24 protein-coding genes and 1 pseudogene are annotated in these 23,917 nt (G+C 71.6%); 14 read left to right on the plus strand and 11 right to left on the minus strand.

All coding sequences use genetic code 11. The features are described 5' to 3' along the window. Positions 1-207 precede the first annotated feature (207 nt). The 6 genes from ABT288_RS08380 (at position 208) to ABT288_RS08405 (ending at position 5,492) form a co-directional block, all read left to right on the plus strand. The gene (locus ABT288_RS08380) at positions 208-1,524 is read left to right on the plus strand and encodes an ABC transporter substrate-binding protein (protein WP_351604070.1); all 1,317 of its coding nucleotides are present in this window, start codon (positions 208-210) and stop codon (positions 1,522-1,524) included. After that, a complete protein-coding gene (locus ABT288_RS08385) occupies positions 1,521-2,498 on the plus strand; it encodes a carbohydrate ABC transporter permease (RefSeq protein ID WP_351604072.1) in 978 nt (325 codons plus the stop codon). The genes ABT288_RS08380 and ABT288_RS08385 overlap by 4 nt, the downstream gene beginning before the upstream one ends. Further along, positions 2,495-3,400, plus strand: coding sequence for a carbohydrate ABC transporter permease (locus ABT288_RS08390; protein WP_351604074.1), 906 nt, complete (start codon positions 2,495-2,497; stop codon positions 3,398-3,400). Before ABT288_RS08385 ends, ABT288_RS08390 begins: the two co-directional genes overlap by 4 nt. Next, positions 3,397-4,428: a LacI family DNA-binding transcriptional regulator gene (locus ABT288_RS08395; RefSeq protein WP_351604076.1), complete on the plus strand. Its 1,032-nt coding sequence runs from the start codon at positions 3,397-3,399 to the stop codon at positions 4,426-4,428. Before ABT288_RS08390 ends, ABT288_RS08395 begins: the two co-directional genes overlap by 4 nt. 205 nt (positions 4,429-4,633) lie before the next feature. After that, a complete protein-coding gene (locus ABT288_RS08400; protein WP_351604078.1) occupies positions 4,634-4,984 on the plus strand; it encodes a VOC family protein in 351 nt (116 codons plus the stop codon). An 88-nt stretch (positions 4,985-5,072) separates the two neighbouring features. Continuing rightward, complete coding sequence (locus ABT288_RS08405; protein WP_351604080.1) at positions 5,073-5,492, plus strand: MarR family winged helix-turn-helix transcriptional regulator; 420 nt, start codon at positions 5,073-5,075, stop codon at positions 5,490-5,492. A gap of 17 nt (positions 5,493-5,509) precedes the next feature. Here ABT288_RS08405 and pqqB read toward each other — a convergent pair whose 3' ends face one another. Together pqqB and ABT288_RS08415 are read right to left on the minus strand one after the other, a co-directional pair. Next, positions 5,510-6,400 carry a pyrroloquinoline quinone biosynthesis protein PqqB gene (gene pqqB / locus ABT288_RS08410; protein ID WP_351604082.1) on the minus strand — a complete coding sequence of 297 codons (891 nt, stop codon included), beginning with the start codon at positions 6,398-6,400 and terminating at the stop codon, positions 5,510-5,512. 163 nt (positions 6,401-6,563) lie between these two features. Further along, positions 6,564-6,962, minus strand: a complete 399-nt coding sequence (locus tag ABT288_RS08415) for an SseB family protein (protein ID WP_351604084.1) — start codon at positions 6,960-6,962, stop codon at positions 6,564-6,566. Between the two features lie 219 nt (positions 6,963-7,181). Here ABT288_RS08415 and ABT288_RS08420 point away from each other — a divergent pair. Continuing rightward, positions 7,182-8,277 (plus strand): annotated as a pseudogene (locus tag ABT288_RS08420) (alpha-L-fucosidase). A gap of 10 nt (positions 8,278-8,287) precedes the next feature. Here ABT288_RS08420 and ABT288_RS08425 read toward each other — a convergent pair. The 5 genes from ABT288_RS08425 to ABT288_RS08445 form a co-directional block, all read right to left on the minus strand. Next, complete coding sequence (locus ABT288_RS08425; protein ID WP_351604086.1) at positions 8,288-8,995, minus strand: GntR family transcriptional regulator; 708 nt, start codon at positions 8,993-8,995, stop codon at positions 8,288-8,290. Beyond that, complete coding sequence (locus tag ABT288_RS08430; protein ID WP_351604088.1) at positions 8,992-9,543, minus strand: cysteine hydrolase family protein; 552 nt, start codon at positions 9,541-9,543, stop codon at positions 8,992-8,994. Before ABT288_RS08430 ends, ABT288_RS08425 begins: the two co-directional genes overlap by 4 nt. Continuing rightward, positions 9,540-11,054, minus strand: a complete 1,515-nt coding sequence (locus ABT288_RS08435) for a purine-cytosine permease family protein (RefSeq protein ID WP_351604091.1) — start codon at positions 11,052-11,054, stop codon at positions 9,540-9,542. Before ABT288_RS08435 ends, ABT288_RS08430 begins: the two co-directional genes overlap by 4 nt. A 113-nt stretch (positions 11,055-11,167) precedes the next feature. Next, the gene (locus ABT288_RS08440; RefSeq protein ID WP_351604093.1) at positions 11,168-11,491 is read right to left on the minus strand and encodes a DUF2795 domain-containing protein; all 324 of its coding nucleotides are present in this window, start codon (positions 11,489-11,491) and stop codon (positions 11,168-11,170) included. Between the two features lie 490 nt (positions 11,492-11,981). Continuing rightward, complete coding sequence (locus ABT288_RS08445) at positions 11,982-13,691, minus strand: purine-cytosine permease family protein (RefSeq protein WP_351604094.1); 1,710 nt, start codon at positions 13,689-13,691, stop codon at positions 11,982-11,984. A 110-nt stretch (positions 13,692-13,801) separates the two neighbouring features. Here ABT288_RS08445 and ABT288_RS08450 point away from each other — a divergent pair, with 110 nt between their 5' ends. Together ABT288_RS08450 and ABT288_RS08455 are read left to right on the plus strand one after the other, a co-directional pair. Further along, positions 13,802-14,005: a hypothetical protein gene (locus ABT288_RS08450; RefSeq protein ID WP_351604096.1), complete on the plus strand. Its 204-nt coding sequence runs from the start codon at positions 13,802-13,804 to the stop codon at positions 14,003-14,005. 36 nt (positions 14,006-14,041) lie between these two features. Beyond that, positions 14,042-15,115 carry an NAD(+)/NADH kinase gene (locus ABT288_RS08455; protein WP_351604098.1) on the plus strand — a complete coding sequence of 358 codons (1,074 nt, stop codon included), beginning with the start codon at positions 14,042-14,044 and terminating at the stop codon, positions 15,113-15,115. Between the two features lie 231 nt (positions 15,116-15,346). Here ABT288_RS08455 and ABT288_RS08460 read toward each other — a convergent pair whose 3' ends face one another. Further along, positions 15,347-15,676 carry an ankyrin repeat domain-containing protein gene (locus tag ABT288_RS08460; protein WP_351604100.1) on the minus strand — a complete coding sequence of 110 codons (330 nt, stop codon included), beginning with the start codon at positions 15,674-15,676 and terminating at the stop codon, positions 15,347-15,349. A 156-nt stretch (positions 15,677-15,832) separates the two neighbouring features. Continuing rightward, the gene (gene msrA, locus ABT288_RS08465) at positions 15,833-16,354 is read right to left on the minus strand and encodes a peptide-methionine (S)-S-oxide reductase MsrA (RefSeq protein WP_351604102.1); all 522 of its coding nucleotides are present in this window, start codon (positions 16,352-16,354) and stop codon (positions 15,833-15,835) included. 258 nt (positions 16,355-16,612) lie between these two features. Between msrA and ABT288_RS08470 the strand changes: the two genes are divergently transcribed. After that, entirely contained in the window at positions 16,613-18,334 is a 1,722-nt protein-coding gene (locus ABT288_RS08470; protein WP_351604104.1) for a carbohydrate binding domain-containing protein, read from the plus strand. A 301-nt stretch (positions 18,335-18,635) separates the two neighbouring features. Here the strand turns inward: ABT288_RS08470 and ABT288_RS08475 are convergent, their stop codons facing one another. Both ABT288_RS08475 and ABT288_RS08480 read right to left on the minus strand, forming a co-directional pair. Continuing rightward, positions 18,636-19,547, minus strand: coding sequence for an SDR family oxidoreductase (locus ABT288_RS08475; RefSeq protein ID WP_351604106.1), 912 nt, complete (start codon positions 19,545-19,547; stop codon positions 18,636-18,638). A 34-nt stretch (positions 19,548-19,581) separates the two neighbouring features. Beyond that, positions 19,582-20,358 carry an SDR family oxidoreductase gene (locus ABT288_RS08480; RefSeq protein WP_351604108.1) on the minus strand — a complete coding sequence of 259 codons (777 nt, stop codon included), beginning with the start codon at positions 20,356-20,358 and terminating at the stop codon, positions 19,582-19,584. Between the two features lie 79 nt (positions 20,359-20,437). Between ABT288_RS08480 and ABT288_RS08485 the strand changes: the two genes are divergently transcribed. The 4 genes from ABT288_RS08485 to ABT288_RS08500 are packed head-to-tail and all read left to right on the plus strand — an operon-like array spanning position 20,438 to position 23,914. Then, on the plus strand, positions 20,438-21,214 hold the full coding sequence (locus ABT288_RS08485) for an enoyl-CoA hydratase family protein (RefSeq protein WP_351604110.1): 777 nt from the start codon (positions 20,438-20,440) through the stop codon (positions 21,212-21,214). Between the two features lie 14 nt (positions 21,215-21,228). Then, a complete protein-coding gene (locus tag ABT288_RS08490) occupies positions 21,229-22,083 on the plus strand; it encodes a CoA transferase subunit A (protein ID WP_351604183.1) in 855 nt (284 codons plus the stop codon). After that, the gene (locus ABT288_RS08495; protein ID WP_351604112.1) at positions 22,080-22,853 is read left to right on the plus strand and encodes a CoA-transferase subunit beta; all 774 of its coding nucleotides are present in this window, start codon (positions 22,080-22,082) and stop codon (positions 22,851-22,853) included. Before ABT288_RS08490 ends, ABT288_RS08495 begins: the two co-directional genes overlap by 4 nt. Positions 22,854-22,864: 11 nt before the next feature. Then, positions 22,865-23,914, plus strand: a complete 1,050-nt coding sequence (locus ABT288_RS08500; RefSeq protein WP_351604185.1) for an NAD(P)H-dependent flavin oxidoreductase — start codon at positions 22,865-22,867, stop codon at positions 23,912-23,914. The last annotated feature ends 3 nt before the right edge of the window (positions 23,915-23,917 follow it).

Consider the following 23,917-nt stretch of genomic DNA (forward strand, 5'->3'; position numbering starts at 1 on the left):
GAACGTGCACACACAACAGCGGCGGTGCTTTCCCAACATAACCGCACAGCAACAACCATTGACAAGTGTCCAGGATGTTTCTCTACTGTGAACGCTCACAGAAGCATGGCAGGGGCCCTCCAGAAATGAGCACCCAGGTCATGTGAACGTGCACATCTGCATGGCAGGTCCCCGCAGCGGGCGGGGACCCAGGTCAGGGGAGAAACCATGCCGCACACGAAGCGTCGTCGCCTCGTGACAACCGCCCTCGCCGTCGCGCTCGGCGCGACCACCCTCGCCGCCTGCGGCTCCGGGGACGACAGCAAGTCCGGGTCCGGTCCGGTCTCGTTGACGTACTGGACCTGGACGCCCGGCATGGACAAGGTCGTGGACCTGTGGAACAAGGGGCCGGGGAAGAAGGACCGGATCACCGTCACGGTGAAGAAGCAGGCCTCCGGCGACACGCTGGTCACCAAGATCCTCACCGCGCACAAGGCGAAGAAGGCCCCGGATCTGGTGCAGGCCGAGTACCAGGCACTGCCGACGCTGGTCAGCAATGGCGCGCTGGCCGACATCTCCAAGGAAGTCGGCGACGTGAAGGGCAAGTTCGCCGACGGCGTGTGGCAGCAGACCACGCTCGGCACGGACGCGGTCTACGCGGTACCGCAGGACATCGGCCCGATGATGTTCTACTACCGCACGGACCTGTTCAAGAAGTACGGCCTGAAGGTCCCCACCACCTGGGACGAGTTCGCCCAGGTCGCCCGCACCCTGAAGAAGAAGGCGCCGGACAAGTCCCTGACCACCTTCTCCGCCAACGACTCCGGCCTCTTCGCCGGTCTCGCCCAGCAGGCCGGCGCCAAGTGGTGGACCACCTCCGGCGACAAGTGGAAGGTCGCGATCAACGACGCGGCCACCCAGAAGGTCGCCCGGTTCTGGGGCGGGCTGGTCAAGGAAGGTGTCATCGACAACCAGCCGATGTACCAGCCGGCCTGGAACAAGGCCCTGAACACGGGCCAGGAGATCGCCTGGGTCAGCGCCGTGTGGGCGCCCGGCACGCTGACGACGGCCGCGCCGGACACGAAGGGCAAGTGGGCCATGGCCCCGCTCCCCCAGTGGTCCCAGAACCAGGACGTGACCGGCAGCTGGGGCGGCTCCTCCACCGCCGTCACCAGCGACTCCGCGCACAAGGAGGCGGCCGCCAGGTTCGCGGCCTGGCTGAACACCGACCACGACGCCCTGAACGCGCTGGCCAAGGACGGCGGGATCTACCCGGCCTCCACCTCCGCCCAGCTCAGCGGCGCCTTCACCGACCCGCCGGCGTTCTTCGCCCACCAGGCCGACTTCTACACGAAGGCCGCCGACATCGCGAAGACCACGGCGCCCTCCGCGTGGGGCCCGAACGTGAACGTCGCCTACGCGACCTTCAACGACGCGTTCGGCGCCGCCGCCAAGAACAAGTCGGACTTCGTCGCCGCCCTGAACACCATGCAGGACGCCACGGTCGCCGACATGAAGAAGCAGGGCTTCGGGGTTTCCCAGTGACCAGTACCGCAAGCCGGAAGTCGTACGGGGTCAAGGGGGCCCCGTACGCCCACCCGTCTCCCACCACCGCCCTCAAAGGAGCGCTGCGCGCGCCCTACTTTTTCCTTCTCCCCGCCGCGATCCTGTTCGCCCTCTTCTTCGCCCTGCCCATCGGGTACGCGCTCTGGCTCAGCTTCCGCAAGGTGCACGTCTCCGGCCTCGGCCTGGGGGCGGGGGCCCGGAACGAGGTGTGGGCCGGTTTCGAGAACTACACCGACGCCTTCCACGACGGTGAACTGCTGCACGGCGCGCTGCGCGTGCTCGGCTACGGCTGCATCGTCGTCCCGGTCATGCTCGGTCTCGCGCTGCTGTTCGCGCTGATGCTGGACTCCGACACGGTACGGCTCGCCCCGTTCACCCGGCTCGCGATCTTCCTGCCGTACGCCGTCCCAGGCGTCGTGGCCGCGCTGATGTGGGGCTTCCTCTACCTGCCCTCCGTCAGCCCCTTCTCCTACGTCCTCCAGCAGTTGCACCTGCCGCAGCCGAACCTGCTGGACGGCGGTCCGCTCTATCTCGCCCTGTCGAACATCGCGGTCTGGGGCGGCACCGGCTTCAACATGATCGTCATCTACACCTCGCTCCAGTCGATCCCGGCCGAGGTGTACGAGGCGGCCAGGCTGGACGGGGCCACCCCGCTGCAGATCGCGCTGAGGATCAAGATCCCGATGGTGGCGCCCTCGCTGGTGCTGACGTTCTTCTTCTCGATCATCGCGACGCTCCAGGTGTTCAACGAGCCGACGACCCTCCATCCGCTGACCAACTCCGTGAACCTGAGCTGGAGTCCGCTGATGAAGGTGTACCAGGACGCCTTCCACCGCAATGACATCTACTCGGCGGCGGCCGAGGCGACGCTGATCGCCCTTGCCACCCTGGTGCTGTCCTTCGGGTTCCTGCGGGCCGCGAACCGCCGTACCAAGCAGGAGGCAGCAGGATGAGTGCCCTCGCCGTCCACAAGGCCGCGCCGGCCGCCGGCACCACACCCGGTACGGCGCAGGGCCCGCCGCTGCGGCGCCGGATCGCCCTGGTCCCGACGATCACCCTGCTGATCGGCGCGATCTACACCCTGCTGCCGGTGGCCTGGGTGGTGATCGCCTCCACCAAGTCCGGGCACGAGCTGTTCTCCACCTTCACCTTCCTGCCGGGCACCGGGTTCACCCGGAACATCAAGGACCTGAGCGCCTACCGGGACGGCATCTACTGGCAGTGGATGGGCAACTCCGCCCTGTACGCCGGTCTCGGCGCCCTGGTGTCGACGGCCGTCTCGGCGTTCAGCGGCTACGCGCTCGCGACCTACCGCTTCAAGGGCCGGGAGACGATCTTTAACGTGCTGCTCGCGGGCGTCCTGATGCCGCCGGTGATCCTCGCCATCCCGCAGTATCTGCTGCTGGCGAAGGCGGACCTCACGGACTCGTACCTGTCCGTACTGCTGCCCCAGATCCTCTCCCCGTACGGCGTCTACCTGGCCCGGATCTACGCGTCCGCCGCCGTCCCCGCCGATGTGGTGGAGGCCGGGCGGATGGACGGGGCGAGCGAGTGGCGGATCTTCACCCGGATCGCGCTGCCGATGATGATCCCCGGCATGGTCACGGTCTTCCTGTTCCAGTTCGTGGCCGTGTGGAACAACTTCCTGCTGCCGTACATCATGCTCAGCGACGACGAGAAGTTCCCGCTCACCCTCGGCCTGTACACGCTGCTGGAGCAGGGCTCCAACACCCCGGCGCTGTACACGCTGGTGATCACGGGCGCGTTCCTCGCGGTGCTCCCGCTGATCGCGCTGTTCCTGGTGATTCAGCGGTTCTGGAGCCTCGACCTGCTCTCCGGAGCCGTAAAGTCATGACCATGAGCAATTCGGCGGGCCGGCGCAAACCGCCGACGATCCACGACGTGGCGCGCGAGGCAGGCGTCTCGCGCGGCACCGTATCGCGTGTGCTCAACGGCGGGCACTACGTCAGCCCCGCCGCGGCCGAGGCGGTCAACGCCGCCATCCGGAAGACCGGGTACGTCGTGAACCGGCACGCCCGGTCGTTGATCACCGGCCGCTCGGACTCGGTCGGCTTCCTGCTGACCGAGCCGCAGGAGCGGTTCTTCGAGGACCCCAACTTCAACGTCCTGCTGCGCGGCTGCACCCAGGCGCTGGCCGCGCACGACATCCCGCTGCTGCTGATGATCGCGGGCACCGAGGACGAACGGCGGCGCATCACGCGGTACATCACCGCCGGGCACGTCGACGGGGTGCTGCTGGTGTCCAGTCACTCCGGCGATCCGGTCGCCGAGGAACTGCGGGAGGCGGGCGTGCCGCTCGTGGCCTGCGGCAAGCCGATCGGCCTGGGCTCCAAGGTGAGTTACGTGGCCGCGGACGACCGCGACGGGGCCCGGGACATGGTCCGGCATCTGCTGTCGCTGGGCCGGCGCCGGATCGGCGTGGTCACCGGTCCACTGGACACCCCCGGTGGTGTGGAGCGGCTCGCCGGGTACAGGGAGGTGCTGGCCGAGGCCGGCATCGGGGCCGACGAGCGCCTGATCGTCTCCGGGGACTACAGCCGGGCGAGCGGCGAGGCGGGCGCGGAGCGGCTGCTGGCGCAGGCCCCGGACATCGACGCGGTGTTCGTCGCCTCCGACCTGATGGCGCAGGGTGTGCTGGCGGCGCTGCACCGGGCGGGCAAGGGGGTGCCGGATGACATCGCTGTCGGCGGCTTCGACGACTCGCCGGCGGCTACGGCCGCGACCCCTCAGCTCACCACGATCCGTCAGCCGTGGGACCGGATCAGCAACGAGATGGTGCGGGTGCTGCTCGCGCAGATCGGCGGGGAGGACGCGGCGGCGGTGATCCTTCCTACGGAGTTGGTGCGGCGCGCTTCCGCGTGAGCCGCCGGAGCGCTCCACGGGGTGCCAGGAAGTGTCGTCGGGCGTCTGCGGCGCCGCTGTGGCCGGGAAGGTGCTGCACACCGAGTGACCCACGGGGAGCCCGCAACCGGTCAGGATCGAAGAAGCCGGGGCGGGGTCCCCGGTCCTAGCGTGAGGTGCACCGACGGAAAACCCGTCGGGCCACGCACCTCAGAAGGAGACTCCCATGACCGCCGGCGTGCAGACGATCATCTACCCCGTCAAGGACAAGGACGCTGCCAAGGCCCTGTTCACCGCGCTGCTGGGTGTCGAGCCGTACGCGGACCAGCCCTACTACGTCGGTTTCAAGGCCGAGGGGCAGGACGTCGGCCTCGACCCGAACGGGCACGCCCAGGGGCTCACCGGACCGGTGCCGTTCTGGCACGTGACCGATCTCCGCGAGCGGCTCGCGGCCCTGCTGGAGGCGGGCGCCGAGGTGGTCCAGGACGTGCGCGACGTCGGCAACGGCCGGCTGATCGCCTCCGTGAAGGACGCCGACGGCAACATGATCGGCCTCCTCCAGGACCCGGCCGCCTGAGACCCGGCCCCACTCGCACGAACGGCCTTCTTGCACCCGCACTAGTTGCACACTCAACGATTGGCCGGATCGGTGCTACGGTGCGGGTATGGCAGTGAAGACGGCCGACGCCCGGCTCGAGGAACGGTGGCGGGACATCCTCGCCGTACACGCCCACACGATGTGCGAGATCGACCGGGCCCTGCATCCGTACGGGCTGGGCGCCAGCGACTTCGAGGTGCTGGACATCCTGGCGACCGAGTCGCCCGCGCAGGGCGACCAGTGCCGGGTGCAGAACCTGGTCGGCCGGGTCCATCTCAGCCAGAGCGCGCTGTCCCGGCTGATCGGCCGGCTGGAGAAGGACGGGCTGGTGGAGCGCTCGGTGTGCGCGGAGGACCGGCGCGGGGTGTGGGTGGCGCTCACCCCCAGGGGCCGCGGGCTGCACGCCGAGGTGCTGCCACTGCAGCGCGCCGTGCTGGAGCGCATGCTGACCGGCGAGGAGCGCCAGAGCACCGGTCAGGACCACTAGGGCACCGGACAGGACCCTCACAGCACCAGCTCGGCCCCGTCGGGCAGGACCTCCACGCCCTCCTCAGCGGCACGCGCGCGTGCCGGTGACTCCGGGTCGAGCAGCGGGTTCGTGTTGTTGAGGTGCGTGTAGATCCGGCGTGCAGCGGGATGCCGGGCCAGGGCGGCGAGGGTGCCGTCCGGGCCGGTGACCGGGAGGTGTCCCATGGCGGCCTGGCGGGGCCCGGACCGTACCGTCGTGCCCATCTCGTCGGCCGTGTAGAAGGTGCCGTCCAGCAGTACGCAGTCGGCCTCGGAACACAGCTCGTCCAGCTCCGGACTCCAGGCGCCCACGCAGGGCGCGTACACCAGCACTCCCCCGCTGGCGAGATCCTCGACGCGGTACGCCGTCACCCACGGGCCGGCCGGCTCCGGCGCTTGCACCGGCACGTATTTCGGGATCTTCGCGCCCACCGGATGCGCCGTGACCACCAGCCCGCCGGCCAGCACGAACCCGCCGTCGGCCAGGCTGTCCGCCCACTCCCAGGGGGCGTAACGGTCCAGTGCGGCCCGGGCGGGAGCCAGCACGGCGCGGACCGGCGGGGCGGCGTAGACCTTCAGTCCCGCCGCTCCGCGCAGCTCGGCCAGGCCGGTGACGTGGTCGGCCTCGGCGTCGGTGAGCAGGACGCCACGCAGCGGGGTGTCCCGGGGGCCGGGCCCGGGCCACAGCGCCGGCGTGGCGGAGAGCTGGGTGCGCAGATCGGGCGAGGCGTTCAGCAGCCACCAGTCGCGGCCGTTGCCGGTGACCGCGGCGCACTCCTGGGTGCGGGAGGCCAGCTTGCCGTCCCTCGCCGCCGTACACAGGGAGCAGGCGCAGTTCCACTGCGGGAAGCCGCCACCGGCGGCGGTGCCGAGCAGGACGACCCTCACGACCATCGGCTCCTTCACGCGCCGCGCTTTGTCTCTCGCCGGGGATCTTCCCCTCCGGAAGGCCTGTGTCCACCCCTCGGCAGGGGGCAGTTCCAGCCGTCCTCGTACGCGCGCGGCGGAGCCGCATGTCGATACGGCCCCGCGCCCCTGACGGGGCGCTTCCTCACCTGGCCAGCAGAGTGCGCACCCCCTGGGAAGTGAGCGTCAGGGCGTGGGTGGAGCTGCCGTCTATCGCCAGGGAGAGCTCCTCGTCGGGCCACTGGGAGGCCAGGGCGCCGAGGGGGATGAGGCGGTAACGGGAGACGAAGGGCAGGAGCCCGGCCATCTCGCCCTCCGTGGTGAAGACGGGGACGACGGCATCGCCTCCGGGCTGTTCCAGGACGGGCAGGGCCACGGTGGTGGCATCGGCGCCCTCCCCGTCGACCGCGTCGTCCGGCACGGGGACGAGCACGTCACTGTGGGCGAGGACGTCCAGCGCGCTCTGGTCCTCGGCGTTCACGGCCAGCGCGTCCAGCGCCTGCTGGGCCGGCGTCGGCAGGTCGTTCTGTGCGGGTGTCTCCATGGCATGTCCCCAGGTCGCGACGGTCGTACAGGCCACCCGGGGGGTGGAACCGCGCCCGGGCGTGCTCCGCCTCGCGTACCCGGTGGGCCACGGGACATGCGTGAGGATCGGCGGGAGATCCGGTGGTGGCCCGGTCCCGGTGGTGGCCGAAGACGGTGAAAATCCACCGGCAGGGGCCATCGTCGCCCGCGCGGGTCACCCGGGCTCCAGCGTGGCCGCATGCCGATGCAGCCATGGTTCCGCGACGCCAAGATGGGGATCTTCGTCCACTGGGGTGTCTACGCGGTGGACGGCGTCCCGGAGTCCTGGTCGTTCTACACCGGGCAGGTGTCCCATGAGCGGTACATGAAGCAGCTGGACGGCTTCACCGCGTCCCGTTACGAGCCACGTGCCTGGGCGGACCTGTTCGCCCGTGCCGGAGCCCGGTACGCCGTGCTCACCGCGCGCCATCACGACGGTGTGGCCCTGTGGGACAGCGCCCACGGTGGCCTGAACGTGGTGCGCCGTACGCCGGCGGGGCGTGACCTGATCGCCGGGTACGCCGACGCGCTGCGCGAGCGCGGCCTGCGGGTGGGCCTGTACTGCTCCCACTCGGACTGGAACCACCCCGACTACACGAGCACCCGGCACCCCGACCCGGACGAGGATCCCCCGACCCCCGTCGCGCACGCCCGGCCCGGTGACGAGGATCCGGCGGCCCGGGCGCGGTTCCTCGCCAACCGGGACGGTCAGGTCGGGGAGCTGGTGGAGCGGTTCCGCCCGGATCTGCTGTGGTTCGACGGCGAGTGGGAGCGCACCGAGGAGCAGTGGGGCCTTCAGGCTCTGGTCGCGCGGATCCTGGCCGGCAACCCGGAGACGGTCCTCAACGCGCGCATGCTGAGCCACGGCGACTACGCCACCCCGGAGCAGGGCGTGCCGCTCCAGGCACCCGACGGGCCCTGGGAGTTGTGCCTGACCGTCAACGACTCCTGGGGTTTCCAGCACCGCCGTGTACGGCACGGTGGCCGGCCTGCCGCCGGGACATCACTACGGCCCCAGCACCCTGTCGGCCGACCGGCGGACGCTGTACCTCGTGTGCTTCGACGTCCCGCGCGAGACGGTGTCCGTGCGGGGCCTGCGCAACCGGGTGCGCCGGGTGAGCGTGCACGGGACGGGCGCCGAGCTGGGCCACCGGGTCACCGGCGGGCTGCACGAGGTGCCTGGGGTGACCTGGCTGGACGCGCCGGCGGCGGGGGACGTGGACGAGTACGCCACGGTGCTCGCCGTGGAACTCGACGGGGAGCTGGACCTCTACCGGGGGACGGGGCGCACCTGACGCGGGAGCGTCAGCCGAAGGCGAGGGTCAGCTCGAAGTGGACAGTGTCGAGCAGGGTGACGACGTACTCGGCGAAGGAGCCGTCGGCGGCCCGGCCGGTCCACCGCGTCACCAGGAACCACTCCCCCGGCGCGCGCCCGAGCAGCTCCGCCTCCCCGGCGTCCAGCGGCCGTCCGGACACCCGCTGCTCCCCGTGGTCCGGCCGCAGCCCGGCCCGCAGCAGCACCTCGGTGAGCGAGGCCCGGCCGAGGCCCCGGGAGGGCAGCTCGCGGATCCCGGGCACCGGCGGCAGAAGGCTGCGCTCGTACGACACCACCGTACCGTCCGCGACCAGCTCCCGGGTCCGCTCCACGCACACGAACTCGTCCTTCTCCAGGCCGAGTTCGGCAGCCAGGGCCGCGTCGTGCGTCTCGCGTACGGCGAGGGTCCGCACGGTGGTGTCCACGCGCCGCACCGGGCGGGCGCGGGCCCAACGAGGCCGGTCCTCGGGCGGGCGGCCGTCGAAGACGACGTACGAGCCCTTGCCCGTGCGGGTCGCGATCAGGCCCTCCTCGGACAGTTCGGCGAGGGCCGCACGGACGGTCGTACGGCTGACGCCGAACCGCTCGGCGAGGGCGTGTTCGCCGGGCAGCCGCTCACCGGCTCGGCGGGTGCCCTCGCGGATCTCCCGGGCGAGGATCCGGCTGATCCGCTGGTGCTTGAGCGGGACGCCGGTCACGGTCCGGCCTCGGCGAGGAGGTCGTCGACGGTGGTGACCCGGACCAGCGGCCGGTACAGCTCCATGATCTGCAGGGCCTTGAGGTGGGAGTCGTCGTCCACGCCCGCACAGGCGTCCGCGACCACCAGCACCTCGATGCCGGCGTCGGCGGCGGCCAGGGCGGTGGAGAGCACACAGCACTCGGTGCTGACACCGGCCAGGACCAGACGGGCGTCCGGGCCGACGCGGGCGGCGAGCTCCGGGGTCCACTTGCCGAAGGTGGTGGCGTCCATGACATGGCCGGCCAGACCGGCGAACTCGTCGGACAGGTGCCAGAGTTCGGCGTCCGGGGGCTGCAGGGCGAAGGGCCAGGCCTCGTAGTAGGCGCGCCAGGCCCCGGCCGGTTTCCCTGGGGCCAGGAAGCGGGTGAAGGTGACCCGGTCGGCGAAGGCCGGCAGCAGGCTGCGCACACCCGCCACCGCGTCGGCGTAGCGGGGGGTGGCCCAGGGGCTCGCCGGGTCGGCGAAGACGCGCTGCATGTCGATGACGGCGAGGTGTCCGGCGGTCATGGGTGGAGCACCCCCGCGTCGGCCACCGGGCTCGGTGCCTGCGCCTCCTGCGCGCGGACCCGGCCCCGGCCCGTCAGCAGGTGGCCGAGGAAGGCGAGCGCCAGCGCCACCAGGACGCCGAGGTTGGCGTACGCCCAGGCCCCGGTCTTGCCGCCGAGACCGAACGGGCCGAGAAGGTAGCCCTGCCAGGTGAGCCAGCTCGCCGCGGTGTTGGTGACCAGGCCCCAGCCGACGGCCGTGGCGGCGAGGGTGAGGAGCAGGGGCGGCAGGGGGATGTCCCCGTAGCGGCCGTGCGGGCGGTAGAGGTCGCCGTCGTCGTAGTCGCGGCGGCGCAGGGCGAGGTCGGCGAGGACGATGCCGCACCAGGCGGCGATGGGGACGCCGAGCGTGGTGAGGAAGCCCATGAACTGGCCGAGGAAGTCGCCGGCGAAGAACACGATGTACACCGAGCCGGCGATCATCAGGAGGCCGTCGAGGAAGGCGGCCAGGTAGCGGGGCACCGGCAGGCCGGCGGAGAGCAGGGCGAGACCGGAGGAGTAGATGTCGAGGACGGCGCCGCCGACCAGGCCGAGGACCGCGACCACGGCGAACGGCACCAGGAACCAGGTGGGCAGGATCGTGGTGAGCGCGCCGATCGGGTCGGCCGCGACGGCCTTGCTCAACGCCGGCGAGGAACCGGCCAGGAGCAGGCCGAAGACCAGCAGGAGCAGCGGGGCCACCGAGGCGCCGAAGGTGGTCCAGCCGATGACTGAGCGGCTGGACGAACTCCGGGGCAGATAGCGGGAGTAGTCGGCGGCGGCGTTCACCCAGCCCAGGCCGAAGCCGGTCATCATGAACACCAGCGCGCCGATGAACTCCTGCGCGGTACCCGACGGGACGGCGCTGACCGTGCTCCAGTGGATGTGGTCGGCGACGAGACCGACGTAGACGACGGTGAGGACGCCGGTGATCACGGTGATCGCCGTCTGCAGCCGCATGATCAGGTCGAAGCCCATGACTCCGCCGACGACGGTCAGTGCGGCCACGACCACGAGGGCGACGGCCTTGGTCCCGGTGCCGCCGCCCCAGCCGAGGCGGCCGAAGACGGTCGCGGTGGCCATCGTGGCGAGCGCGGTGAGGACGGTCTCCCAGCCGACGGTGAGCAGCCAGGAGATCACCGAGGGCAGGCGGTTGCCGCGCACTCCGTACGCCGCCCGGCTGAGCACCATCGTGGGCGCCGAGCCGCGCTTTCCGGCGACCGCGATGAACCCGCACAGCAGGAACGAGCCGACGATGCCGAGCACGCCGGCGGCGAGGGCCTGCCAGAAGGAGATCCCGAAGCCGAACGCGAAGGCGCCGTAGCTCAGGCCGAGGACGGAGACGTTGGCGCCGAACCAGGGCCAGAAGAGCGTGCGCGGGGTGCCCTTGCGCTCGGCGTCCCCGATGACGTCGAGTCCGTGCGTCTCCACCTGGATCGGGCGGCCGGCGGGTCTTCCGTCGGTGCTGCCGAGCGGGTCCTGCGCTTGCGTCATCGCCGAGCCACCTGCCCTACCTGTCTAGACGTGTCTACTCCGCACGCTAGGAACAGGGTGCCGGGCCGTCAAGGACGGACGCCAGGCCCAACGGCCCCGGCGATACTCGTGGTTCAGCGGTCGAACTCCTCCTGGATCGATGTCCTCGGCTCCTCCCGCAGGTGCTGGGAGAGGCCGGGCTTCCCACCCTCGCGCGCCTGTTCCGCGCGCTGTGCCGCGGTGCGGCCGAGGTCCGAGTCCGGGTCGACCCGTACCGACCTCGCCACGTCGTCGCGGCCCGTGTACTGCTCGGCGGGGATGCCGCGCAGGGCCTTGACGACCTCGTCCGACGCGCCCGCCTGCCGCGCGGCCGTGACCAGGCGTTCCTTGTCGGCCGGGTACGACACGTCCTTCAGCGCCGCCAGCACCTCGGGGACGCTGGTGTGTGCCGTGCTCATGGCGCCTCCTCGTTCGTCGCCTTCCCCGGCGTTCTCGTCCGCGGTGTCCTCGCCCTCCGCCTGGGACGGAGTCGTACGCGGCGGCTGCTCGGTCCGCGACGCCCGGCTCCCGCTCGCCCTCGGCCTGCGACGGGGTGCTCTCGCTCGTCGGGGCCTCCCACACGCGTCCGTGCCGGTTGTCGAAGACACCGAGTACCCGTCCCTCCCGCCTCCCATGACCGGGGAGAATCCATGAATCCGCTGCCGGGCGACGGGGACCTGACCGGTCCCCGCGCAGTATGCGGCGCCGGCGTACGGACCCAGCACCTTCTCACCGCCTGGGGGAGCCCCACGCGTCCAAGGAGATCACCGACCGGATCGACCACCTCGGGAAGAAGCGGTTCCAGAACCCGGCCGAGGTGAGCAAGGCGGTCTTCCGGAACGAGTGACCGGGCGACATGCGTGCGGCGGCCGGGGCACCGGCCGCCGCACGCATGTCGTGTGCCCTGCCTCAGTCCACGGCGCGGACCGTGGGCACGCCCAGTTCGACCGGGCCCTCCGCAGCCTGCGCGGACTTGCACGTGTCGTGGCAGTCCTTCTCCAGGCTGCAGCACAGCGAACAGATCGCGCCCCCGTGGAAGGGGCAGCCGGCCATGTCGGGCCGTTCGAAGCCGGTCGCGCACACCGAGCAGGTCAGGGTGGCCGCCGAGGGCAGCCCGTCGGGTCCGAGCAGCGGCTCGTCCAGGGCGTCCGCGCGGGCGATGTAGTACCTGCCCTTGGTCAGCACGGCGAACAGCGGCGAGAGCACCATGGCCAGGAACAGCGCGACGAAGGGCGAGAACGCCTTGCCGTAGGCGCCGAAGGCGTCGAAGTACGCGGCGATGGACACCGCCGACGCGATCAGCATGGAGCCGAAACCGACCGGGTTGAAGTGGTGGAGATGGGCCCGCTTGAACTCGATGTACGACGGGCTGAGCTTCAGCGGCTTGTTGACGACCAGGTCGGCGACGACCGCGCCGATCCAGGCGATCGCCACGTTGGAGTAGAACCCGAGGACGGTGTTGAGAAAGCCGAAGACGCCGCCCTCCATCAGGGCGAGGGCGATGCCGACGTTGAGGAAGATGTAGACGACGCGGCCGGGGTGACGGTGGGTCAGTCGGGAGAAGAAGTTCGACCAGGACAGCGAACCGGAGTACGCGTTCGTCGAGTTGATCTTTATCTGGGACAGGATGACGAAGAACGTGGCCAGTCCCAGGGCGACGGGCGCGGCGAAGGTCCCGAACCCGTGGACGTACTGCTGGATCGGCTCGTTGGCCTTGGCCAGTCCCACGCTTGACGCGATGAAGAAGGCGAGGAAGGCGCCGCCGATCTGCTTGAGCGCGCCCAGCACCACCCAGCCGGGTCCGGCGCCGAGGACCGCGGCCCACCACTGCCGGCCGTTGCCGGCCGTCCGGTCGGGCATGAAGCGCAGATAGTCGACCTGCTCCCCGATCTGCGCGATCAGTGACAGGGCGACGCCCGCGCCCGCCCCGACCCCGAGCACGCTGATGCTCGATCCGGTGGGCGAGTCACCCGCGAAGTGCGTGAACTCCGCGAATTTTCCCGGCTCCTGGATCGCGATGGACACGAACGGCGCGACCATCAGCACCAGCCAGACGGGCTGGGTCCACACCTGCATCTTCGACAGCGCGGTCATGCCGTACACGACGAGCGGCAGGATGATCAGCGAGCAGACGAGGTAGCCCACGGGCAGCGGTATGTGCAGGCCCAGTTCGAGGGCCTGCGCCATGATCGAGCCTTCGAGGGCGAAGAAGATGAAGGTGAAGCTCGCGTAGATCACCGAGGTCAGCGTCGAGCCCAGATAGCCGAATCCGGCGCCCCGGGTCAGCAGGTCCATGTCGATGGAGTACTTCGCCGAGTAGTACGAGATCGGGATGCCGGTGAGGAAGATGACCACCGCCGCGGTCAGGATCGCCACCATGGCGCTGGAGAAGCCGTGGGAGACGGCGATCGAGCCGCCGATGGCGAAGTCCGCGAGATAGGCGATGCCGCCGAGGGCCGTGGTGGCCACGACGTACGGCGTCCAGCGGCGGAAGGACTTGGGCGCGTAGCGCAGCGAGTAGTCCTCCAGGGTGTCCTTCCGGGCCCACCCGTTGTACGTCCGGCCGCCCGGCGAGGACGGCGGGGCCGGTGGCGCCTGCTGGTCGACGGTCTCCGTCACGGCTGCTCCCTCTTCCTGCGGTCCACCCCGGTGGATCCCGGGGCGTTGCAGGGAAGGGTCGCGCCGCGCCATTACTCCGCCGTTTCGCCGTCTTTACAACGACGGGCAGGATGAGGGAGATCGCCGCTGGTCACGGGGGCGGGGCCGTCGGGTTCCGGGGGGGTTCGTCCTTCTTCCGCCTCGTTCCGGAGCACACCCCCTCCTCGCCCCTGCTGCGCGCCCTGTACGACATCCTGCGCGCCGACCTCGGCAAGCGCGTTCATCGACGTCTTCCGGCGGCGTGGCGCGTGCGGCGGCGGAGCGGTCCGCGGTGAGGATGGCGGGCGGGAGCAGCCGGCTGGGAGGTGGGTATGACGGTGAACCGTATCGGCCTGGTGGTGCACGGCGGCCGCGCCGAGGCCTTGGCCACCGCGCGCGTGGTGCGCGAGTGGTGCACGGAGCACGCCGTGAGATGCGCCGACATCGACGTGTGGCAGGAAGGGGCGCGGCACAGTGCCCGGGAAGAGGTCGACGCGGCGGGCGATCCCGACCTCATCGTCACCCTCGGCGGGGACGGCACCTTTCTGCGCGGCGCCCGGCTGGCGGCCGCGAACGACGCCCTGGTCCTCGGCGTCGACCTCGGGCGCGTCGGCTTCCTCACCGAGGTCCCGGCCTCGGCGGTGCGCGCGGCGCTGGACGCGGTCCGCTCCGAGCGGATCACCGTGGAGAGCCGGATGCTCCTCACCATGCGGGCGTCCTGCCGGCTGGAGGTGCCCGCGCAGATGGAGGCGCTGGTGCGGTACGGCCGTGGGCCCATGCTGCCGCCGCCCCGGGTGCGGGCGGAGTGCGAGGTCGGTGGTGAATGGGGCGTCGCGCTCGACGTCACCGCGCTCAACGACGTCGTCGTGGAGAAGCTCGCCAGGGACCGGCAGGTGTCGGTCGGCGTCTATCTGGCCGGCCGGCTCCTGGCCAGCTACTCCGCCGACGCGCTGCTGGTGGCCACGCCCACGGGCTCCACCGCGTACAGCTTCGCCGCGGGCGGCCCGGTGGTCTCGCCGCGTGCGGAGGGCCTGGTCTTCACGCCGGTCGCCCCGCACATGGTGTTCAACCGCTCGGTCGTGGCCGCCCCCGACGAGGCCATCGCGCTCAGGATCCTCGAACGGTCGGGCCAGGCCGCCGTCAGCATCGACGGCCAGCTGCGCGGTGTACTGAGCCCCGGTGACTGGATCGGCGTGTACGCCGCACCGCGCCGGCTGAAGGCGGTCCGGCTGGGCCCGATGGACTTCTACGGCCGGCTGCGCGAGCGGATGAACCTCACCGACGCGCCTGCCGCGCTCGCGGACGGGGAAGCCGCTCCCCTGTGGCCGGTGACCACACCCCGGCCGGACGACCTGGCCCACCTCGCGCTGCCTCCGGCTCCCGAGGACGGGCATCAGCCGACCTGAGCTCCGGAGACGAACCGCACACGGCGATCCGGGGAGCCCTGGGCACGCCGACCACCACGGCAGTGGTGCGCCGCCCGCCCAGTGATCCACACCACCCCCGGATGCGGACAGGTCATGCCGGTCGCTCGGCTCGGCGGGTCAGAGCTGCCCCCTCCTGGAACCACACCCCGCCGACGGTGACCCGATCGGTCCGCTCCGAGCCGCCGACGACACGGATCCAGCTGTCCACGGTCAGCCCGCGACCGCTGAGCTGTCCAGGCCCGCTCGGCGCCGGATGAGGCGGTGCAGGTGTTCCTGGAGCCGGGCGGTCTCGCCGGGTGGCAGGGGGTGTCCGAGGTCCGGGCGGAGTAGAGCGGTGAGGTTCTGGTGCCGGCGTTGGGCTGCGATGTCCACGGCACGGGTGCCGTCGGCAGCCCTCAGTGTCCGCCAGCCGCCGTACTCCAGCAGCCGCCCGACCGTGTCGGCGGACGCGCCGTGCCATGCGGCCCGGTGCAGGGGCGCGTCACCGCCACGGCCCTCCAGGCGCGCGGAGTTGATCCGGGCCGGATGCTCGTCGAGCACCTCCCGAAGCGGTCCGCCAGTCCCCGTCGCGGGCCGCATCGGCGAGCCGGTCCCGCAGTGCCGCGAACGTGTCCTTGTCTGCAAGTCGGAAAGCCACGAAGACATGTCCCCCGTGGGGCGGGCTCGCGCTCGCCCTCGGTGTCGCCCCGCCCCGGCTCAGTCCGTCGTGGACGACTGCCGCTTCGGCAGCTTCCAGTTCGGTCGCGGGAAGTGGCAGGTGTAGCCGTTGGGGTAGCGCTCCAGGTAGTCCTGGTGCTCGGGCTCCGCCTCCCAGAAGTCGCCCACGGGCTCCACCTCCGTGACCACCTTCCCCGGCCACAGCCCGCTCGCCTCGACGTCCGCGATCGTGTCCACGGCGACACGGTGCTGTTCCTCGTCGCCGTAGAAGATGGCGGACCGGTAGCTGCGCCCGATGTCGTTGCCCTGGCGGTCGCGCGTGGTCGGGTCGTGGATCTGGAAGAAGAACTCCAGGATGTCGCGGTAGCTCGTCACCGTGGGATCGAAGAGGATCTCGATGGCCTCGGCGTGGTCGCCGTGGTCGCGGTACGTGGCGTTCGGCGTGTCGCCGCCGCTGTAGCCGACGCGCGTGGACACCACGCCCGGCTGTTTGCGGACCAGATCCTGCATGCCCCAGAAACAACCGCCTGCCAGGACGGCCCGCTCGGTTCCCACGGTCATCGGTCACTCCCTGAAGCTCGAGCCCGGCGCGGTCACTCGACGTGCCGGTTACACGGTCCCCCAGCCTAATACCGCCCGCGCGCGACCAGCCCTCGCCCCGCACTCCGTACACAGCCGGGCCTCGGAAATCCGGTGGGACCGAGTTGGTCTAGTCCTCTTGACGAGGAGACCCACCGGCGCTTTGGTATGTACCAACTCGGCTCGCACGGCACCACCCCACCACTCCACGCCCGAGGCATCCCCAGAAGGGGCACTGTCATGCACCTGGCAAGACTTGCGTCTTCCGCCTGCGCGCTCGCGCTCGCGGCCACCGGCGCCGCCGTGGCTCTGGCACCGGCCGACAGCGCCGCGGCGGCGGCGAGCAGCGTCTACTCCGTGGCTCCCTACGTCGACATGTCCAACAGTCAGGAGGGACTCCTCGACACCGCCATCACCGGACACCAACTCAAGGCCTACACCGCGGCGTTCGTGCTCGGCGAAGGCTGCAACCAGATCTGGGGCGACACCCTCCCCATCGGCAACGACTCCTACACCGACCCCGAGATGGCCAGGGCGAAGTCCGAGGGCGCGTCCGTCATCATCTCCTCCGGCGGGGCGAGCGGCGAGCCGCTCGCCTGGACCTGCTCCACCCAGAGCAGCATCGACGCCGGATACCAGGCGCTCGTCAACGACTACGGCGTCACCCGACTCGACTTCGACGTCGAGGGCGCCGCCGTCGCGGACACCGCGGCAGCGGCCCGCCAGATGCAGGCGATGAAGGACCTCAAGGCGTCCAACCCCGGCCTGCAGTTCTCCATGACCCTGCCGGTACTGACCAGCGGCCTGACCAACGACGGCGTCAACATCCTCAAGGCCGCCAAGAACGCGGGCATCAGGATCGACGTGGTCAACATCATGGCCATGGACTACTACGCGGGCACGGGCACCGAGATGGGCCAGGGCGCGGTCGACGCGGCCAGGGCCACGCTGGCGCAGATGCAGTCCGTCGACTCCGGTTACACCTACGCCAACCTCGGGATCACCCCGATGATCGGCAAGAACGACGACGGCTCGACGTTCACCCTGGCCGACGCCCGCACCGTGGAGAACTTCGCCGCGCAGAACGGCGTCGGACGGCTCGCCTTCTGGGCCGTCACCCGGGACCAGCCGTGCAGCGGGAGCGCCAACTCGCTGCCCACGTGCAGCGAGATCAGCCAGAACAGCCTCGCCTTCACGGACGCTTTCGTGCCGTACGAGGGCAGCTCGGGCGGTGGGGGCGGAGGCACGACGAGCGACTTCTCCCTGTCCCTGTCACCGGGCTCCGCCTCGGTCGCCCAGGGTGGTTCCGCGACCGCGACCGTCGCCACGGCCGTCACCTCCGGCAGCGCCGAGTCCGTCAGCCTCTCCGCCTCCGGCGCGCCCTCCGGCGTCGGCGTCTCCTTCAGCCCCGGCTCCGTGACGTCCGGCGGCACCTCGACGCTGACGGCGACGGTCGGCTCCTCCGTCGCCGCGGGCACCTACCCGATCACGGTCACCGGGACCGCGGCGGGAGGCAGCCACAGCGCGACCTACACGCTCACCGTCACCTCCGGTGGCGGCGGAGGCGGAGGTGGCGGCGGGGGCTCACTGACCAACGCCGGCTTCGAAACCGGCAGCCCGAGCCCCTGGACCTGCACGGGCGGCAGCTCGGTGGTCTCCAGCCCGGTCCACAGCGGCAGCCACGCCCTCCAGGTCACCCCGAGCTCCAGCAGCACCGGCGAATGCGACCAGACCGTCACCCTGTCCCCCAACCACACCTACACGCTCACCGGTTGGGTGCAGGGCCCCTACGCCTACATCGGGGTCAGCGGCGGCGCCACCGCCGGCACGTGGTCGAACAGCACGAGCTGGAACCAGCTGACCGTCACCTTCACCACGGGCAGCAGCGGAACCGTCACCGTCTACGTCCACGGCTGGTACGGCCAGTCCGACGTCCACGCCGACGACTTCACCCTCGGCTAGGCGCGCCCGGGCCCACCACGCGTGCGGCGCGCCCTCCAGGAGGGGCGGCGCGCCGCACGACGTACTGGCCGATGACGGCCTACCGACGCTCGTCGTGGTGGCTGCCGACGACAGCGGTGCCGCCTCCTCGGCCGTCCAGCTGGTCACGGCCCTTACGGCGCCGACTTCCCGGTGCCGAGGGGGCCCGGTACCCCGCGGCCAGGTACTCATGCCGACGCCGAACCGGGACCACGGACCGCACGCACCGGTGGCGCCGCGGGATCTCCCGTACCGGTGCGGGCCGCTGACAACCCCTCGGGAGTTACCGTGCGCCATGGACCGGCTGCGGCGTCTCCGCCTCGGCGAGCAGTTTCAGGGTTGCCTCGCCCGCCTCCGCCGGGGTCCAGCGGGCGCCCTTGTCGGCGGTGGGGCCCGGGCGCCAGCCCTCCATGACGGTGATGCGGCCGCCCTCGGACTCGAAGACCCGGCCCGTGACCCCCGTGCAGGCGGCGGAGCCGAGCCAGACCACGAGCGGGGAGACGTTCTCGGGGGCCATCGCGTCGAAGCCGCCGTCCTCGGGGGCGGCCATGGTCCCGGCGAAGGTCCGCTCGGTCATCCGGGTCCGGGCGGCCGGGGCGATGGCGTTGACCTGGACGCCGTAGCGGCCCAGTTCGGCGGCGGCGACGAGGGTCAGGCCGACGATCCCGGCCTTGGCGGTGGAGTAGTTGCCCTGGCCCACGCTGCCCGACAGCCCGGCTCCGGAGCTGGTGTTGATCACCCGGGCCTCGGGCACGCGGCCCGCCTTCGACTCGGCACGCCAGTGCGCGGCGGCGTGCCTCAGCGGCAGGAAGTGGCCCTTGAGGTGGACGCGCACGACCGCGTCCCAGGCGTCCTCGTCGAGGTTGACGAGCATGCGGTCCCGCAGGAATCCGGCGTTGTTGACCAGCGTGTCCAGGCGGCCGTAGGTGTCCAGCGCGGTGGCGACGAGGGAGGCGGCGCCCTCGGCGGTGGCGATGTCGCCTCCGTGCGCGACCGCCTCACCGCCGAGCGCGCGGATCTCGTCGACGACCTGCTGAGCCGGTCCGGCGGTCCCGCCGGTGCCGTCGAGGCCCACGCCGAGGTCGTTGACGACGACCTTGGCTCCCTCTGCGGCGAAGGCGAGGGCGTGGGCGCGGCCCAGGCCGCGGCCCGCACCGGTGATCACGGCCACGCGTCCGGTGCACAGTCCGGTCATGGGAAGAGTCCTCTCGTGGGTGTCCAAGAGCCCGTCACTTGTTGACACTTGCCGCGTCGAGGAAGGCGGGGCGCTCTCCTCCGCCATGGACGTGCAGGCTCGCCCCGCTGATGTAGGAGGCCCGGTCGGAGGCGAGGAAGACACAGGCGTCGCCGATGTCGGCGGGCGCGGCGAGTCGGCCGAGCGGGACGGTGCGGCCGACGGCGGCGATGCCGTCCTCGTCCCCGTAGTGCAGGTGCGACAGTTCGGTGCGGACCATGCCCGGGACGACCGTGTTCACCCGCACCCGCGGCGCCCATTCCACGGCCATGGAGCGGGCGAGGTGGTCCAGGCCGGCCTTGGCCGCGCCGTACGCCGCGGTGCCGGGTGAGGGTCGGGTCCCGCTGACGCTGCCGATCATCACGATCGATCCGCCGCCCTGCTGACCGCGCATCACCTCGTAGGCGGCGAGTGAGGCGGTGAGGGGCGCCAGGAGGTTCAGCTCCAGGACCCGGGCGTGCCGTCCCGCTCCGCCCTCGCCGAGCACCCGGAAGGGGGTGCCTCCGGCGTTGTTGACGAGGGTGTCGAGGCGTCCGTACTCGCCCCGCACACGCGCGAAGAAGGCGCCGACCGCGTCGGCGTCGCGCAGGTCGACGGAGAGGAAGCGGGCCGTGCGGCCGGCCGCTTCGAGCGGCTCGTCCGGGGGCCGGCGCGCGCAGGTCACGACGTCCGCGCCGGCCTCGAGGAATGCCCGGGCGATGCCGGCGCCGACGCCCCGGGTTCCGCCGGTGACCACCGTGACGCGTCCGGTGAGATCGATGACCGCCGCCAAAGGACACCTCCCGCAGCGCGCACTCCGCTGCTACCTTCTCGCCTAACAAACGTTTGGTGGAAAGGTAGCTGATCTGCTCATGGGTGTCTCCACCTCCGTCCCCGAAGAAGGCGTCGCCGTCGTCACCGTGGACTTCCCGCCGGTCAACGCCCTTCCCGTGCGCGGCTGGTACGAACTGGCCGCCTGTGTGCGCGCCGCCGGCGCCGACCCGAAGGTCCGGTGCGTGGTGCTCACCGCCGAGGGCCGCGGCTTCAACGCGGGTGTCGACATCAAGGAGATGCAGCGCACGGCCGGGCACGAGGCCCTCCTCGGCGCCAACCGCGGCTGCTCCGAGGCGTTCGCCGCCGTGTACGACTGCGAGGTCCCGGTGGTCGCCGCCGTACAGGGCTTCTGTCTGGGCGGCGGCATCGGGCTGGCCGGGAACGCCGACGCGATCGTCGCCGCCGACGACGCCGTCTTCGGCCTGCCCGAGCTGGACCGTGGCGCCCTCGGCGCGGCCACCCATCTCGCCCGGCTGGTGCCCCAGCACCTGATGCGGACCCTGTACTACACCTCGCGCACCGTCTCCGCCGAGGAGCTGCACCGGCACGGCTCGGTGTGGCGGGTGGTCCCGCGCGAACAACTCCACACGGCCGCACGGGAGTTGGCCCGGGAGATCGCCGCCAAGGACGGGTCCCTGATCCGCCTGGCCAAGGCGGCGATCAACGGCATCGACCCGGTCGACGTGCGCCGCAGCTACCGCTTCGAGCAGGGCTTCACCTTCGAGGCCAACCTCAGCGGTGTCGCCGACCGGGTCCGCGACACCTTCGGCAAGGGCCGCGAAGCCATCGGCACGGACCGGGAGCAGCAGTCGTGAGCAGGGACAAGACGATGACCGCCGAGGAGGTCGTCGGCCGGCTGGACAGCGGCATGACGATCGGCATCGGCGGCTGGGGTTCGCGGCGCAAGCCGATGGCACTGGTGCGGGCGCTGCTGCGCTCGGACGTCACCGACCTGACCGTCGTCTCCTACGGCGGCCCGGACGTCGGCCTGCTCGCCGCCGCGGGCAGGATCCGCACGCTGGTCGCGGCCTTCGCCACCCTCGACTCCATCCCCCTCGAGCCGCATTTCACGGCGGCCCGGCAGCGGGGCGCGCTGGAACTGGTGGAGCTGGACGAGGCCATGTTCATGTGGGGACTGACGGCGGCCGCGCACCGGCTGCCCTTCATGCCGGTCCGGGCCGGTCTCGGATCCGACGTGATGAGGGTCAACCCCGGCCTGCGGACGGTGCGTTCGCCGTACGAGGACGGCGAGGAGCTCGTCGCCGTCCCGGCCCTGCGCCTGGACGCCGCGCTGGTGCACCTCAACCGGGCGGACGTGCACGGCAACGCCCAGTACCTCGGCCCCGATCCCTACTTCGACGACCTGTTCTGCGAGGCCGCCGACGCCGCCTACGTCTCCTGCGAGCGGATCGTGGACAGCGCCGACCTGCTCAAGGACGCCGGGCCGCAGACCCTGCTGGTCAAGCGCGCCTTCGTGAACGGTGTCGTGGAGACACCGAACGGCGCCCACTTCACCTCCTGCGTCCCCGACCACGACCGTGACGAGGCGTTCCAGCGGGCCTACGCGCGGGCCGCCCGCGACCCGGAGACCTGGCGGGCCTTCGCCGGGCGGTTCCTGTCCGGGGACGAGGAGGCGTACCAGGCCGCGGTGGCGGCGTTCCACGAGGAGGAGGCAGGCGCATGAGTGACACCCGTACGACGACGGAGGCGACGCGCGCCGAGTACTGCGTGGTGGCCTGCGCCGAGGTCTGGCGGGACGCGGGGGAGATACTGGCGAGCCCGATGGGCACCGTCCCGACGATCGGGGCCCGGCTGGCGAAGCTGACGTTCTCCCCCGACCTGCTGCTGACCGACGGCGAGGCGCTGCTGATCGGTGACGTCCCGGCGGTCGGTGCCAGGGCCGGGGTGGTCGAGGGCTGGCTGCCGTTCCGGCAGCACCTGGCGCTGGTCGCGACCGGGCGGCGGCACGTGATGATGGGCGCGAGCCAGCTCGACCGGTACGGCAACCAGAACATCTCCTGCATCGGCGACTGGGCCCGCCCCACCCGCCAGCTGCTGGGCGTGCGCGGCGCCCCCGCCAACACCCTCAACAATCCGACCAGTTACTGGGTGCCACGGCACTCGAAGCGGGTGTTCGTCGAGCGGGTGGACATGGTGTGCGGTGTGGGCCACGACCGTGCCGCGGCGGCCGGTCCCTCCGCGTCCCGGTACCACCGCATCGCGGAGGTCGTGAGCGACCTGGGCGTCCTCGACTTCCGGACGCCCGACCGGACGATGCGGCTGCGCTCACTGCACCCCGGGGTCACGGTCGGCCAGGTCGCCGAGGCCACCGGCTTCGCGCTCACGGTCCCGGACGAGGTGCCGTACACCCGGGACCCCACCCCCGGAGAACTGCGGCTGATCCGCGAGGTCATCGACCCGACGGCGCTGCGCGAGCGCGAGGTGCCCGCGTGAGCGACATCACGATCGCCACCCCGCTGACCGAGCTCGTCGGTGTGCGGCACCCCATCGTGCAGACCGGCATGGGCTGGGTGGCCGGCCCCCGTCTGGTGTCGGCCACCGCCGACGCGGGCGCGCTCGGGATCCTCGCCTCGGCCACCATGACGACCGAGCAGTTGCGCGCTGCCGTCCGCGAGGTCAAGTCCCGTACCGGCGCGCCCTTCGGGGTCAATCTGCGGGCGGACGCCTCGGACGCCGCCGAGCGGGTGCGGATCATCATCGAGGAGGGGGTGCGGGTCGCCTCGTTCGCGCTCGCGCCCTCCCGGGAGCTGATCGCCCGGCTGAAGGACGCCGGCGTGGTCGTCATCCCGTCCATCGGTTCCCGGCGGCACGCCGAGAAGGTCGCCGCGTGGGGCGCCGACGCGGTGGTGGTGCAGGGCGGGGAGGGCGGGGGGCACACCGGGAAGGTCGCCACCACCGTCCTGCTCCCCCAGGTGGTCGACGCGGTCGGCATCCCGGTCGTCGCGGCCGGCGGCTTCCACGACGGCCGCGGCCTGGTCGCCGCGCTCGCCCACGGTGCCGCCGGGATCGCCATGGGCACCCGCTTCCTGCTCACTTCCGACAGCACGGTCCCCGACGCGGTCAAGGCCCGCTACCTGGCGGCCACGGTGGACGACGTCACCGTCACGACCAAGGTCGACGGACTCCCCCACCGGATGCTGCGCACCGAGCTGGTCGACTCCCTCGAACGCTCCGGCCGGGCCGGCGCGCTGCTGCGCGCCGTACGGCACGCGGCGTCCTTCAAAGCGCTGTCGGGCATGAGCTGGGCGCGGATGGTCCGCGACGGTCTGGCCATGCGGCACGGCAAGGAGTTGACGTGGAGTCAGGTCCTGCTGGCCGCCAACACCCCCATGCTGCTCAGGGCGTCGATGGTCGAGGGCAGGACCGACCTCGGTGTGATGGCCTCAGGTCAGGTCGCCGGTCTGATCGACGATCTCCCGTCCTGCGCAGAGCTCGTCGACCGGGTCATGGCGGAGGCCCGGGCCACGCTCCGCGGACTGCCCCGGCCCGAGTAGACG

This window comes from Streptomyces sp. NPDC001093, assembly GCF_040298985.1.
Lineage (GTDB): Bacteria > Actinomycetota > Actinomycetes > Streptomycetales > Streptomycetaceae > Streptomyces.